This is a genomic window from Citricoccus sp. K5 (assembly GCF_902506195.1).
Taxonomy (GTDB): domain Bacteria; phylum Actinomycetota; class Actinomycetes; order Actinomycetales; family Micrococcaceae; genus Citricoccus.
On the sequence record NZ_LR732817.1, the window covers coordinates 2,276,471 to 2,290,625 of the forward strand.

The 14,155-nt window shown below is 71.0% G+C and carries 12 protein-coding genes; 7 read left to right on the forward strand and 5 right to left on the reverse strand.

Going from position 1 to position 14,155, the window contains the following annotated elements:
- Positions 1-57 precede the first annotated feature (57 nt).
- From BOSE125_RS10140 to BOSE125_RS10160, 5 genes are all read right to left on the reverse strand, one after another.
- A complete protein-coding gene (locus BOSE125_RS10140) occupies positions 58-807 on the reverse strand; it encodes a sulfite exporter TauE/SafE family protein (protein ID WP_371300587.1) in 750 nt (249 codons plus the stop codon).
- Positions 804-1,994 (reverse strand): NAD(P)/FAD-dependent oxidoreductase, encoded by a 1,191-nt coding sequence (locus tag BOSE125_RS10145; protein WP_159552256.1) that lies wholly within the window; start codon positions 1,992-1,994, stop codon positions 804-806. Before BOSE125_RS10145 ends, BOSE125_RS10140 begins: the two co-directional genes overlap by 4 nt.
- Positions 1,984-2,643 (reverse strand): class I SAM-dependent methyltransferase, encoded by a 660-nt coding sequence (locus tag BOSE125_RS10150; RefSeq protein ID WP_159552258.1) that lies wholly within the window; start codon positions 2,641-2,643, stop codon positions 1,984-1,986. Before BOSE125_RS10150 ends, BOSE125_RS10145 begins: the two co-directional genes overlap by 11 nt.
- An 86-nt stretch (positions 2,644-2,729) precedes the next feature.
- Entirely contained in the window at positions 2,730-3,914 is a 1,185-nt protein-coding gene (locus tag BOSE125_RS10155) for a type III polyketide synthase (RefSeq protein ID WP_159552260.1), read from the reverse strand.
- A gap of 38 nt (positions 3,915-3,952) precedes the next feature.
- Complete coding sequence (locus BOSE125_RS10160; RefSeq protein WP_159552262.1) at positions 3,953-6,358, reverse strand: LuxR C-terminal-related transcriptional regulator; 2,406 nt, start codon at positions 6,356-6,358, stop codon at positions 3,953-3,955.
- Positions 6,359-6,691: 333 nt separating this feature from the next.
- Here BOSE125_RS10160 and BOSE125_RS10165 point away from each other — a divergent pair, with 333 nt between their 5' ends.
- From BOSE125_RS10165 to BOSE125_RS10195, 7 genes are all read left to right on the forward strand, one after another.
- Positions 6,692-8,164: an amino acid ABC transporter substrate-binding protein/permease gene (locus BOSE125_RS10165; RefSeq protein ID WP_236557916.1), complete on the forward strand. Its 1,473-nt coding sequence runs from the start codon at positions 6,692-6,694 to the stop codon at positions 8,162-8,164.
- Complete coding sequence (locus BOSE125_RS10170; protein ID WP_371300588.1) at positions 8,161-8,946, forward strand: amino acid ABC transporter ATP-binding protein; 786 nt, start codon at positions 8,161-8,163, stop codon at positions 8,944-8,946. The genes BOSE125_RS10165 and BOSE125_RS10170 overlap by 4 nt, the downstream gene beginning before the upstream one ends.
- Before the next feature lie 39 nt (positions 8,947-8,985).
- Entirely contained in the window at positions 8,986-9,795 is an 810-nt protein-coding gene (locus BOSE125_RS10175; protein WP_236557917.1) for an AraC family transcriptional regulator, read from the forward strand.
- Between the two features lie 199 nt (positions 9,796-9,994).
- Positions 9,995-11,080, forward strand: coding sequence for an iron-siderophore ABC transporter substrate-binding protein (locus tag BOSE125_RS10180; RefSeq protein ID WP_159552264.1), 1,086 nt, complete (start codon positions 9,995-9,997; stop codon positions 11,078-11,080).
- Between the two features lie 10 nt (positions 11,081-11,090).
- The gene (locus BOSE125_RS10185; RefSeq protein WP_201301177.1) at positions 11,091-12,146 is read left to right on the forward strand and encodes an iron ABC transporter permease; all 1,056 of its coding nucleotides are present in this window, start codon (positions 11,091-11,093) and stop codon (positions 12,144-12,146) included.
- Positions 12,143-13,225: an iron chelate uptake ABC transporter family permease subunit gene (locus BOSE125_RS10190; RefSeq protein WP_201301178.1), complete on the forward strand. Its 1,083-nt coding sequence runs from the start codon at positions 12,143-12,145 to the stop codon at positions 13,223-13,225. Before BOSE125_RS10185 ends, BOSE125_RS10190 begins: the two co-directional genes overlap by 4 nt.
- The gene (locus tag BOSE125_RS10195) at positions 13,222-14,049 is read left to right on the forward strand and encodes an ABC transporter ATP-binding protein (RefSeq protein WP_159552266.1); all 828 of its coding nucleotides are present in this window, start codon (positions 13,222-13,224) and stop codon (positions 14,047-14,049) included. Before BOSE125_RS10190 ends, BOSE125_RS10195 begins: the two co-directional genes overlap by 4 nt.
- Positions 14,050-14,155 lie beyond the last annotated feature (106 nt).

Consider the following 14,155-nt stretch of genomic DNA (forward strand, 5'->3'; position numbering starts at 1 on the left):
CCGTGGATTCTATGCCCCCTGACTCCATAATCCTCGCCACGGCGTGGCTCGCTTCCGTCAGGCCAGCATCAGCACCCCGCGGACCACAGCCACGGCCCCGCCCAATCCGGCCAGGGTGATGGCCACCGTCCGCGCGGTTCGCAGCGAGACCTTCCCGGCCAGCCAGGCGCCCAGCCGGATGCCGACCACCACGGTGACCACGATGATCGGGAACAGCCACCACGGCGGGAGCTGGTCGAACGTCGTGGCGCCCACCGCCAGCTTCGTCCCGACGGAGAAGATCCCCATGGTCATGAACGTCGGCTGCATGGTGGCGGCGAAGGACCGCTGGTCCCAGCGGGCGAACCTCGAGTACATCACCATGGCCGGTGCTGCCACCCCGGCACTCGTGTTGAGGAACCCTCCGACCGCTCCGGCGGCGGCCGTCAGGAACGGAGAGCGGATCCGGGGCACAGACGGCGTCCCGAAGGTCAGGGCCAGGGCCACCAGCACCACCGCACCGATGACGATGTTCAACCACGCCGCATCGAGTTCCCGCACCATGAAGGCCGCCGGGACCGCACCCAGCAGGGCCATGGGCAGGAAGAGCAGGTAGCGTTTCCAGTCCACGTCCCTGATCACGGCCAGCATGATGAGGAAGCCGGAGACCACCGTGGTCGAGTTCGTCACGAAGACCCCGAGCGCCGGCCCCATCAGCAGGGCCAGCACGGGGGCCACCACCAGCCCCACCCCGGTACCGGAGAGCCGCTGCAGCGTCGAGCCGACCAGGATGGCGGCCACTGCGGCGAGCACGAGCCCCAGGGTCACCGTTGGATCACCCCTCCCATCGAATAGAGCCGCGCCAGGCGGTGCTTGGCCGGTGTGGACAGGGCCGCGCGGGCCAGGGCGTCACGTCCACAGCGGGCCACGGCCCACAGCGGGCGCCCCAGGACCATGTTCACCTCCGCCATCCGGGCGGCCCGACGCGCGGCGCGGAGCCGGTCCCGCTCGAAGGCGCCGAGGTCCGGGGGCCCCTGGAACAACCCGGTCAGCAACGGCGCGAGGGCGAGTGCGTCCAACCAGCCCACGGTCATGCCCTGGCCGCCGATCGGGCTGATTGCATGCGCCGCATCACCGATGACCACTGTCCGGCCCGCCACCATCCGGCGGGCCAGTTGCCGGTACACCGTGAAGGCGCTGACCATGGTGGCCGTCGCGGGATGGGGTAGTTCCAGTAGTTCCGACGTGTTCTCACCCGGGCGCTCACCCCAGCGTTCGCGGACCAACGCCACCAGGTCCCCAGCACTTTCCAGCCGCTGCTGCCGGCCGGTGTGCACCACCCAGCGGCGTTGACCGCCGGGCAGCGGGAAGGACTCGACCACGCCGTCCCGGTGCAATTGGATGACGGCGGTCGGTTCGGCGCCAGGACCCGAGCCACTTTCCGCGAAGTCCCCCATGAGGTAGCTGTCTCCCCAGTCCCGCCGGTCAACGCCGACGCCGGCCAGGCGCCGCACCGTGCTGTGGGCGCCGTCGGCGCCCACCACCATCTGGGCCGACCACCGGCGGGTCTCCCCCGCCACCGTCCGCGCGGTCACGAGAACCGGCGCGCCGGCGTCGTGATCCTCGACCGCCACAACCTCGACGCCGCGATGAACGGCACCGGGGGCGAGCCGCTCGAGGTGGCCAGCCAGCAGCTGCTCGGTCCGTGACTGCGGCAGGGTCAGGACGAACGGGTACCGCGGATGGGCTTGATCGAAGGTGATCTCGCCCAGCAACCGGCCGTCCCCGTAGCCGACCCCGCGGCGCACCGTGACGCCCTCGGCCACGGCGGCCCGGTCCAGGCCCAGGACCGCGAGCGCGTCCAGAGCCGGCGGGTGCAGGCCGATGGCCCTCGAGTGCTCGGGAGGGTGCTCTCGGCGCTCCAGCACGGTCACGTCCACGCCCCGGGCCGCGAGGAGTCCGGCGAGGAACAGGCCGACGGGGCCGGCCCCGACGATGAGGACGTCAGCGTGCATCCCACACCGCGAGGTTCCGCCAGGGCAGCTGCGTATGCACCCGCCAGCCGGGGCGCAGCACGGCGGTGAGTTCATCCGGGGTGTAGCTGCGGCGGATCGAGGCGAGCCCGTCGGAGCGGATAAACGAGCCGGGGAACAGCGGACTCGCCAGGCCCGCCCCCGCCGAGAAGAGGGCGTAGGCGGCGGGGCTGCGGCGGATATCCGAGTGGATGGCCCGGTGCACGGCCAGCCGCTCCGAGTCGGCCAACAGGCCTTCGAGCGCCTCCGGGTCCAGGTGATGCAGCAGGTGGTTGGACACCACCACGTCATACCGCTCCCCGGCGGCCACCAGGTCCCCGCTGGTGGCCCGGCTGAAGGCCAGCCCCGGCGCAGGGGGGCGCGCGGTCGCCCAGGCGTGGGCCCGCGCGTCGGGGTCAATGGCCGTGATGTTCACGCGGAAGCCGTCCCGCCGGGCCTGACGTGCCAAGGCGCGGGGCCGGTCTCCGCCGCCGGAGCCGATGTCCAGGACCGTGACGGTGCGGGCCGGGTCCAGCAGCGGGCGGATCCAGCGCCGGTAGGTCAGCTGCCAGCCGGCGACCACCGGGTTGACCACGCCGAAGCCACGGTAGGTGCGGTGCAGCGCCGCCAGGTCACAGTCGGGGTAGTCCATCTGCTCGACGGTCTCCGGCCGGCGGGAGCGCAAGTCCGGGACAAGCCCGCTCCCCCGGATCCGAGAGCCTGGCCGTACCGGCCTCCTCAACCGGCCCCACCGACGCGCGTCATCAGGGCCGACTCCACGGTCAACCCGGGCCCGAAGGCCATGGCGCAGACCCGCTCCCCCTCCGCGGCGGGGGCGGTGCCGTCGGTGCCGTACAGCAGGTACTTCAGCACGAACAGGACGGTGGCACTGGACATGTTGCCGTAGTCCCGCAGGGTGTCCCGGGCGGGTGCGAGCTGGGCGTCGGTCAGCTCCAGCCGGGCCTGCACCTTGTCCAGGATGCTGCGCCCGCCGGGGTGGATGGCCCAGTGCTCCAGCTCCGCGTAGGGGCGGGCGGCCAGCTCGGGTTCGGCGGCCAGCAGTGGTTCGAGGGCGCCGGTGATGTGCTCGTCGATGATGTGCGGGACATAGGTGCCCAGGATCATCTCGAAACCGTGATCGCCGATGTTCCACGCCATGGCCTCCTCCCCCACCGGCGTCAGCACCGTGGCGAAACCGTCCAGCCGCAGGGCCGGCGTCCGGTTCGTGCCGGCGGCCGCTCCCTCTTTGTCCTCGGCCGTCTCCCCCGTCACGATCGCGGCGCCCGCACCATCCGAGAACAGCGAGGCCCCCACGATGGTGTCCTGGTCATTGGCCACGCGCACGTGCACGGTGCACAGCTCGGCACTGACCACCAGCACGACGGCGGCCGGGTCCGCCTCGCACAGCGCCGCGGCCTCGCGCAGGGCCGGGATGGCGGCATAGCAGCCCATGAACCCCAGGTGGATGCGCTTGGTGGTGGCGGCCAGGCCGAGGCGGCGGACCAGCTGGTAGTCGGGGCCCGGGGAGAAGAAGCCCGTGCAGGAGACGGTGATGACGTGGGTGACGTCCTCAGGGCGGAGGTCGGGGCAGGCCTCGAGCGCACCCCGGGCGGCCCGCTCGTAGAGGTCGTTGGCGTGGTCGGTGAAGACCGTGTTGCGGACCCCGGTGCTGGGGTTGAGGATGTGGCCGGTCTCGGGGTCGAAGAAGGTGCCGGTACCGCTGCCGGTGCCGCGGCCGCCGTCCTGCCATTCCTCCACGACCGTGTGCCTACGCTCGATGCCCGAGGCGTTGAACGCCGCGGTGACCAACCGGGTGCCCAGCCGGCTCAATCCGGGTTGCGCGGCCAGCACGTCACGCACCTCCTCCTGATGCAGCACGGTGGGTGGAACGGCGGTGTGCAGCGATCTGAGCAGAGCGGTCATGCCTCATTGTGTGGGGACGGGCCCGGTGGGGACAACCGTCAGAGACCGAAGTGGCGCGCCCGTTCCACGGCCTCCGCCGCACTGGAGGCGCCGAGCTTGGCGTACAGGCTGCGGATCTGGCCCTTGATGGTGTTCTCGGAGCGGTAGGTTCTCCTGGCCATCTCCCGCCGGGACATGCCCGCCCGCAGGGACTGGAGCACCTCGCGTTCCCGCGGCGTCAGCACCGGCGCGGAGGGGACGGCGAGGGTGGGCGAGGGCAGCCGGGCCAGCCGGGCCGCCTCGTCCTCGTCGAGCATCCCCGCCGCCCGGAAGACCGGGGTCCACCCGAGCAGGTGAAAGGCCGCAAGGTCCTCAAGCTCGCCGCCGTGGCGATGGATCGTGGCGAGGCGTTGCACCACGAAGTCGTCCGCAGTCTCCGGTGTGGCGCCGCTGAGGGTCAGCACGCCGATGATCGCGGCCTTGTTCCGGTGGCGCTGGCCGGTCCGCACCGGCAGGCGCAGGGCCCGTAATGCGCCGTCAGGATTGTCGGCCAGCAGGCACCGCAAGGCCTCCAGGTTCGCCAGTGACTGGTGCTGATCCCACCCGGGCATCTCGCTGCGGTCCCCCATGCCCATCCGGGCGGCGAGGAAGGCCTCCGCAAAGAGCCGGGCCGCCAGCGGCGACTGCGCCGCGGACGGCCGTTCGCGGCGCCATTCGGCCACCCGCCGGGCCGCCTCGTCGCTGCGGCCGGCGTGGTTGGCCACCCGGGCCAGCAATGCGGCGTGGCTGGCCCAGAACTCGTCCGTGTCCGGCTCGGCGGGCAGCCGGTCCAGGACGGCCCGCGCGGCGGGCAGGTTTACCTCGGTCAGCGCGATGTGGACGCGGGCGAGCTCGGCCGCGAAGCCGACCATGGACCGGCCCCACTTCAGCCGGGCGAAGGGTTTGTCCACCTTCACCAGCCACTGCCGTGCGGGGGCTGTGTTCCCCCGCTGAGCGCACAGCAGGGCCAGCTTGCCGGCCGCGTCCGCCAGCACGAAGTCCACGCCGCCGTGCTCGGCCCTGCGGTAGGCCGCCTCATAGGCGGTTTCGGCCTCTGCGAGCCGGTCGGCCAGGTGCAGGGAGATGCCGGTCTGCAGCTCCACCACCGCGGCCATCACGGGCCGGACCCGGCGGAAGCCCAGCGCCACGCCCAAGGCCTCCTGGAGCCGGAGGACGGCATCGGCGGACTCGGCGAAGAGCCCGGACTGGCGCAGGTGACTCGCCTCGATCATGCCCAGGGTCAAGGCCTGCTGATCCGGTCTGAGGTACAGCTTGGCCGTGGTGGTACGGAGCTGATGGGCCACCGCATCCCCGGCGTGGTCCGGCGGGGCGGCGGACGGGGAGAACCGGATGGTGTCGGCAGTGGTGGCGGACAGCAGGCGGGAAAGCATTCCGGTGGCGTCCATCCCGCCCAGGTCCACCCGGGGAACGTACTTGACCGCCGCCGCCAGGGCGGGCGCATTCTGCACATAGAGGTCCGGCCAGTACTCCAGCAACAGGTCCCACAGCCGCCTCCAGGCCCGGCCCCGGACCGCCAGCCCGACGGCGGCCTCGACCTCGCCGGCCGCGGACAACGCCTCCTCAGCCGCCCGGTGCAGCTCCGGAACCAGGCGCGGGTGATCCTCCTGCATGGAATCACGCAGGCAGGTGCGGACCAGCGGGGGCATGAACCATCCGCTGGTGGCGTCCCGGACGATCAGTCCCAGGGCCTCGAGCTCTCCCATGCTGGGCAGCGGTCCCAGCCCGCGGGGGCTGAAGCGGTCGATGACCTGTTCTGTCAACGCCGGCAGGTATGCGACCTGGCCGAAGCTGCCCTCCGCGTTCCGCGCGTACAGCCATTGCCGGAGGCCGGAGTACAGGGACCGTTCGGCCGCCTGGAACCCGCGCGGATCGGTCAAGAGGATGGTGGCCGGGACGAGCCAGCCTCCCGTGAGCCGGTGGATCCGCTGCGGCGTCAGTGGCAGCGGCGGTGGTGGCAGATCCTGCCGGTCACCACCGGTGCCCGTGCTGGCCCTCGCCTGTGTCATCAGCTGTGAGGCCAGGGCACGGATCTCGGCCTCCGTCAGGAGCATGTCCCGGACGTTGACGGTCCGCGCCGGGAAGGCGGCGGCCAGGTGACCCACCGGGGCCCGCGGGCCGGCGACGACGGCGACGCGGCCGGCGTCGTCCTCCTCCAGGAGCGCTCCCACCCGGCTGATGATCTCGTGACCGTTCGTCCAGCGAGCCTGCTGCGGCTCCCAGCGGAGCACCCGGTCCGGACGCCCCGCCCAGCCGTGGGCGAACTGTTGCGCCCCCGTACACGGGGGCGCGTCGACCACGAGGAGCCGCTCGCCGGAATGGGGCAAGGCCAGGAAACGGTCAAGGGCCGGGTGGGTCTGCGACGCGGAGTCGCGCAGGGACGGGGCCGTCGAAGAGGGATCTGGCATGCAGGATTCTCGAGTGCTCGAAGGTGCGGTGCGAACGAAATCCAAGAGTCGCATATTCGAAAGGAATTGTCCCCTATTGACCGGCTTTCATATGCGCATAACGGTGATTTATATTCCGATCAGATACTGTTCTGCCGTCAGTTTCCGCGCACCCGGATGTCGTGATGCGTGCCCTGAGGCGGCGGTGTTCCTCCCCAGGGCACAAGTTACGGAAGGGTAAGCTACCGACCAGACCGTGGCCGGGGTCACCGCGCCCAGCGCCCGCGATGCAGCGCTGCCCCGTGGCACCACACGTCATCACTCCGCCACTCCATCAGTCGAAGGGACATCCTCGTGAGAGAGACCCGCTTGAGAACCGCCGTGAGGACCCTCCTCGCGGCGTTCGCCACGTTGGGGGTGCTGCTGCTCGGCCTCGCCCCCGCAGCCACCGCATCAGCCACCGCGTCCGGGACGGACGGGACCGGCGAGACGTACGTCATCGGCACGGACACCACCTTCGCACCGTTCGAGTTCCGGGACGGCGGCGAGCTCGTCGGCATCGACATCGACCTGGTCGAGGCCATCGCCGAGGACCAGGGCTTCGAGGTGGAGTTCCGCTCCCTCGGCTTCAACGCCGCCCTGCAGGCCCTCTCCTCCGACCAGGTGGACGGCGTGATCGCCGGCATGGGCATCACGGAGGAACGTCAGGAGATCTACGACTTCTCGGACCCCTACTTCACCGCCGAACTCCAGCTGGCCGTCAACGGCACCAACGAGGAGGTGCAGGGCTGGGAGGACCTCGAGGGCGAGACCGTGGCCGTGAAGACCGGCTCCCAGTCTGAGGAGTACGCCAAGTCCGTCCAGGACGAGTACGGCTTCGAGATCACCGCCCTGGACCAGACCACCACCATGGTCGAGTCGGTCAAGGCCGGCTCCGCCACCGCCCTGATGGACGACTACCCCGTGCTGGCCTACGGCATCACGCAGGGCTCCGGGCTGAAGACCGTCACCGATCCGGTGCCGGTGGGCGACTACGGCTTCGCCGTGAACAAGGACCAGAACGCCGAACTGCTGGAGATGTTCAACACCGGCCTGGCCGAGCTGAAGGAGAGCGGCGAGTACCAGGAGATCCTGGACACCTACCTGGCCGAGGACGCGCAGTCCGGCCCGGACGCCTCCTCCTTCTGGGGCCTGATCACCACCACGCTCCCCGCCCTTATGGTCGGCCTCGGCAATACCCTGCTGGTCACCGGCATCTCCTTTGCCCTGGCCATGGCCCTGGGCCTGATGTTCGGCTTCCTCAAGGTCTCTACCAACCCCGTGCTGCGCGGGATCGCGACCGTGTTCGTCAGCGTCTTCCGCGGCACCCCGATCCTCGTCTGGGCCTTCTTCTTCTACTTCGGCCTGCCGCAGCTGATCGGCACCGAGGTGGACATCTGGGTGGCCGGCGTGCTGACCCTGACCCTGAACGGCGCGGCCTACATCGCGGAGATCGTCCGCGGCGCCGTGCAGTCCGTGGACCCCGGGCAGATGGAGGCCTCCCGCTCCCTGGGCCTGGGCTACGGCAAGTCCATGCAGCGCGTGGTGCTGCCGCAGGCCTTCAAGATCATGACGCCCTCGCTGATCAACCAGCTGGTCATCATGCTCAAGGACTCCTCCCTGCTGCTGGCCATCGGCTTCGGCGAGCTGCTGTACCAGGCGCAGCAGATCTACGCGGCGAACTTCCGCGTCACCGAGGTGTTGCTGATCGTCGGCATCATCTACTTCGTGGCCATCACCCTGCTGACCCAGCTGGCCAACTTCGTGGATAGGAAGGTCAACAAATGAGCACCCCGGCACCCGAGACACCGGCAACGAACGGCGGCCGCACCATCGGCGAGCGCGTCATGGTGGATGTGAGGGACCTGCACAAGTCCTTCGGGGACAACCACGTCCTCACCGGCATCACCGGCCAGATCCGCGAGCGCCAGGTGGTGTGCGTGATCGGACCCTCCGGCTCCGGCAAGTCCACCTTCCTGCGCTGCCTGAACCGGCTCGAGGAGGCCACCAGCGGCACCGTGCAGGTCGGCGACTACGACCTCACGGACCCCAAGGTGGACATCAACCAGGTCCGCCGGCACATCGGCATGGTCTTCCAGCAGTTCAACCTGTTCCCGCACATGACCGTGGCGGAGAACATCATGCTGGCCCCCGTCGAGCTCGGGAACCTGTCCAAGGCCGCCGCGCGTCAGCGCGCCGAGGAACTGTTGAACCGCGTGGGCCTGGCGGACAAGGCCGAGGCCCGGCCGGCGTCGTTGTCCGGTGGCCAGAAGCAGCGCGTGGCGATTGCCCGGGCGCTGGCGATGAGCCCGAAGATCATGCTCTTCGACGAGGCCACCTCCGCCCTGGACCCCGAGATGGTGGGCGAGGTGCTGCAGGTCATCCGCGACCTGGCCGACGAGGGCATGACCATGGTGCTCGTGACGCACGAGATGGGCTTCGCCCGCGAGGTCGCCGACCGGGTGCTGTTCATGGACGGTGGGACGATCGTGGAGGCCGGCACCCCGTCCGAGATCTTCGATCACCCCCAGCAGCCGCGACTGCAGGAGTTCCTCTCCAAGGTCCTCTGACGGCTCGGCCAGCGGGTGGCCCGGCGTAGGCTCATCGACGTGTCCAGCACCCAGGCATCCAGCGCGCCCACCGGCCCCTACCGGCGGATGCCGTTGCAGCCGGCCGGTTCCGTGCCGGTGGACTTCACCAGCGTGGGCATCGCCGAGGCCCTGGACACCGCCACTCGCTGGCCGGACCACTCGCACCCGGTGCATGAACTGCTCTGGAACGACGCCGGCCCGTCCACCCTGCGCGCCGGCCCACGGACCTGGACGGTCACCCCGACGATCGGGCTCTGGCTGCCGGCCGGGACCGTGCACTCGGCCCAGGCCCCAGCGGGCACCGTGTACCGGGCCACCTACTTCTCTCTCGCGATGGCCGGAGAGGCGGCCCGGCCCCTGCCCACCGAACCGGTCTCCCTGCGCGTCACCGGGCTGCTGCGGGAACTGCTGCTGCGGCTCGGCGAGGAGAGCCTGAACGAGCACTCACGCCGGCTGACCGAGACCATGGTGCTGGACGTCCTGGCCCCGGCCCCGCACCAGTTCCTCGTCCACGAACCCACCGCCGGTCTCCTGCAGCCGATCGTGGCGGCAGTACTGTCCGACCCTTCCGACGCCCGGACCCTCGGTGACTGGTCGCGGCAGCTCAGGGTCAGCGAGCGCACCATCACGCGGGCATTCCGGTCGGAGACCGGCCTGGGCTTCGCCCGCTGGGTCGGCTCGGTACGGGTCCAGCGGGCCACCACCCTGCTGGCGGACGGAGAGCCGCTCGAGGACATCGCCGAGGCCATGGGTTACCGCAGCCCCAGTGCCTTCGGCGCGGCGTTCCGCAAGCTGACGGGCACCACCCCGAGCTCCCTCCGGGGCTGACCCCGGCAGGCGACTCGTCCTGCTCGTGCTGCCGCTCTGTCCGAAATGCGACAGAACCCTGCAGTTCGTCGCGATTGCTCATTAGCGCACGCCTGTCTACATTATTTAGGCAAGCCTTACCTGATCGTGGCCCGTCTCCGGCGCCACCGTCTCGGCTTCAGCCAGCCTCAGCCCGTTTCATCAGAGTGGAGTCATCATCGTGCGCACCTCCCGTCCTGTCGCAGCCCGCCCCTTCGCCGTCTCGGTCGCGGCCGTCGGCCTCGTCCTCGCCCTGTCCGCCTGCGGATCCGGGACGGCAGATCCCGCTGCGGACTCCTCGGCCGGCTCCTCCGGTTCTTCCGGTGCTTCTGAGGCCGCTGACTCCGGCCAGCAGTTCCCGATCGAGGTGGAGCACGCCTTCGGCACCACCACCATCGAGGCCAAGCCCGAGCGGGTGGCCACCGTGAACTGGGCCAACCACGAGGTGCCGCTGGCCCTCGGCGTCGTCCCGGTCGGCATGGCCGCCGCCAACTTCGGTGACGATGACGGCAACGGCGTGCTGCCCTGGGTCGAGGACGAGCTCGCCGAGCTCGGCGCGGAGACCCCCGTCCTGTTCGACGAGACGGACAGCATCGACTTCGAGGCCGTCGCGGACACCGACCCGGACGTCATCCTGGCCGCCTACTCGGGCCTGACCCAGCAGGACTATGACACCCTGTCCGAGATCGCCCCCGTGATCGCCTTCCCGGAGACCGCCTGGGGCACCGACTGGCGGGACATGATCCGCCTGAACTCGCAGGGCATGGGCATGGAGGCCGAGGGTGACGCGCTGATCGAGGACCTCGAGGGCCAGATCGCCGAGACCGTCGCCGAACACCCCCAGCTCGAGGGCACCTCCGCCATGTTCCTCACCCACGTGGACACCGCCGACCTGTCCACGGTGAACTTCTACACCGGCCATGACACGCGGACCATGTTCTTCGAGGACCTCGGCATGACCGTGGCCAAGTCCGTCCAGCAGGTCACCGACGAGACCGACCAATTCTCCGGCACCGTCTCCGCGGAGCAGGTGGACCAGTTCGACGACGTCGAGGTGATCGTGACCTACGGCGACCAGTCCCTGGTGGACACCCTTGAGGCGGATCCGCTGCTGTCCCAGATGCCGGCCGTCGAGAACGGGGCCATCGTGGCCATGGACGGCACCGGCCCGCTCGGCACCGCTGCCAACCCGACGCCGCTCGCCCTGCCCTACGTCCTCGAGGACTACGCGGACCTGCTGGCCGAGGCCGCAGCCGCGTCCGAGTGACCCTGTCCGAGTGACCCTCACCGCCACCTCCGCACCCACCGCGCCGCCCCCTGCCCTGCGCAGGGGGCGGCGGCACCGCCTGGCCTGGCTCGGGGCCGGGCTCGTGGTGCTGGTCCTGCTCTGCGCGGCCTCCGTCGCCATCGGCTCCCGCACTGTGGGCCTGCCCGCGATCGTCGAGGCGCTGGGCTCGCTCGGCGAGCCGGTCCAGGGACTGGACCAGGCCGCCGTCGTGAAGCGCATCCCGCGCACCGTGCTGGCCCTGGCCGTGGGCGCCGCGCTGGGCGTGGCCGGCGCCGTGATGCAGGGCGTGACCCGCAATCCGCTGGCCGATCCGGGCATCCTCGGCATCAACATGGGCGCCTCGCTGGCCGTGGTGGTCGGCATGGCGTGGTTCGGGATGTTCGCCGCGCACCAGATGATCTGGATGGCAATCCTCGGTGCCGCGGTGACCGCCGTGCTGGTCTACGCGATCGCCTCCGCGGGCCGCAGCGGGGCGTCCCCGCTCAAGCTGGCCCTCGCGGGGGCGGCCCTGACCGCGGTGGCCACCTCCTTCATCACCGCCGTGGCCCTGCCCCGCGGGGACATCTCCGCGAACATCCGGTCCTGGCAGATCGGCGGGGTCGGCGGCGCGGCCTGGGATGCCATCACCCTCGTGGCCCCGTTCCTGGGGGCCGGGCTGCTGCTGGCCCTGGTGAGCGCCCGCAGCCTGAACTCCCTGGCCCTCGGCGACGACCTCGCCGCCGGCCTGGGCGAACGCGTCATGCTCGCCCGCGGGCTGGCCGCCCTGTCCTCCGTGCTGCTGGCCGGTGCCGCCACCGCCGTGGCCGGACCCATCGGCTTCGTCGGCCTCGTGGTCCCGCACGCCTGCCGCCTGCTCGCCGGGCCGGACCACCGCTGGCTCCTGCCCTACTCCGCCGTCGCCGGCGCGGGCCTGCTGCTCGCCTCGGACGTGCTCGGCCGCATCATCGCCCGCCCGTCCGAGATCGACGTCGGCATCCTCACCGCCCTGATCGGCGCCCCGTTCTTCATCCACATCGTCCGCCAGCGGAAGGTCCGCGAACTGTGACCGCGACCCTCACCCACACCGAATCCACCGGCTCACCCGCGGGCTCCCCCTCCGGCACCCACGCGAAGGTGACGGGCGCGCGGCAGGGGCGGCGCCGGCGTCGTGCGCTGGTGATCGGCATCCTGGCCGTGCTCGTGGTGGCGGTCTTCGCCGCGTCCCTGATGGTCGGGCGCACCTTCTACGGGCCCGCCGAGGTGCTCGGCGTGGTGTTCGGGCAGGACGTGGACGGCGCCACCTTCACCGTGGGCACGCTGCGGCTGCCCCGCGCGGTGCTCGCCGTGGTGGCCGGCGCCTGCTTCGGGCTGGGCGGCGTGACGTTCCAGACCATGCTGCGCAACCCGCTGGCCAGCCCGGACATCATCGGCATCTCCTCGGGCGCCTCGGCTGCGGCGGCGTTCGCGATCATCGTGCTCGGCATCGACGGACCCGCCCGCTCCGCGTTCGCCATCGTCGCCGGCCTGGGCGTGGCCCTGCTGATCTACCTGCTCTCCTCGAAGGGCGGGGTGGCCGGCACCCGGCTGATCCTGGTGGGCATCGGGATCTCGGCGATCCTCACCTCCATCACCAACTACCTGCTCTCGCGCGCCGGATCCTGGGACCTGCAGGAGGCGCTGCGGTGGCTGACGGGCTCGCTCAACGGGGTGGGCTGGGAGCAGGTGGTGCCCACGGTCGTGGCCCTGCTCGTGCTCGCCCCCGTGCTGCTCGGCCAGTCCGCGAACCTGGAGTCCCTCACCCTGGGCGATGACACCGCGGCCGGTCTCGGCGTCCGGGTCAACCGCACCCGGCTGGTGGCGGTGATCGCCGCCGTGGGCCTCGTGGCGTTCGCGACGGCGGCCTGCGGACCGATCGCGTTCGTCGCCTTCCTGTCCGGTCCCATCGCGGCCCGGCTGCTCGGCCCGAACGGCTCCCTGCTGGTGCCCTCCGCCCTGGTGGGGACGCTGCTGGTGCTCGTGGCGGACCTGGTGGGCCAGTTCGCCATCGGCACGCGCTACCCCGTGGGCGTGGTGACCGGCGTGCTCGGGGCACCCTTCCTGCTGTACCTGATCGTCCGCCAACACCGCACCGGAGCCACCTCATGACCACTCACCTGAACCTCACGGCCAGCCGGCACGAGCTGCGGGCGGAGGGATTGGCCGTCGGCTACGGCGAGCGGCACGTGCTCTCCGGCCTCGACCTGGAGATCGAGCCGGGCACCGTAACCTCGATCGTGGGGGCCAACGCCTCCGGCAAGTCCACCCTACTACGGACCCTGTCCCGGCTGCTCTCCCCCGGCGGGGGCCAGGTGCTGCTGGACGGCCGCTCGGTCCACTCGATGCCCTCGAAGGAACTCGCCCGGGTGCTCGGCCTGCTGCCCCAGTCCCCGGTCTCCCCGGACGGGATCACCGTGGCGGACCTGGTGGGCCGCGGCCGGCACCCGCACCAGCGGATGTTCCGCGCCTGGAGTGCCGCTGACGACGCCGCCGTGGCCCACGCCCTCGACGCCACCGCCACCGCGGACCTGGCCGACCGCCCCGTGGACGAGCTCTCCGGCGGCCAGCGCCAGCGGGTATGGATCGCGATGGTGCTGGCGCAGCAGACGGACCTGCTGCTGCTCGACGAACCCACCACCTTCCTCGACGTCAGCCACCAGATCGAGGTGCTGGACCTGCTCGCTGACCTCAACCGGGACCGCGGCACCACCATCGTCATGGTGCTGCACGACCTCAACCTCGCCGCCCGCTACTCAGACCGACTCGTGGCGTTGGAAGGCGGCAGGGTCTACGCGGCCGGGCCGGCCTCCGCGGTCCTCACGGAGCAGTGCGTGCAGGACGTGTTCGGGCTGCGCAGCCGGATCATCGAGGACCCGGTGTCCGGCGATCCCCTGGTGGTCCCCGTGGGGCGGCACCACATTGCTGCCGGCTGACAGGTCCTGGTCAGGCTAAAGGGACCTGACACGGGGTACCGTGGACTGTTGCCCTTGCGGCAGCTGTTGCTATGCCCAGTTTGCTATCCCCAGCCGAAAAGTCCTC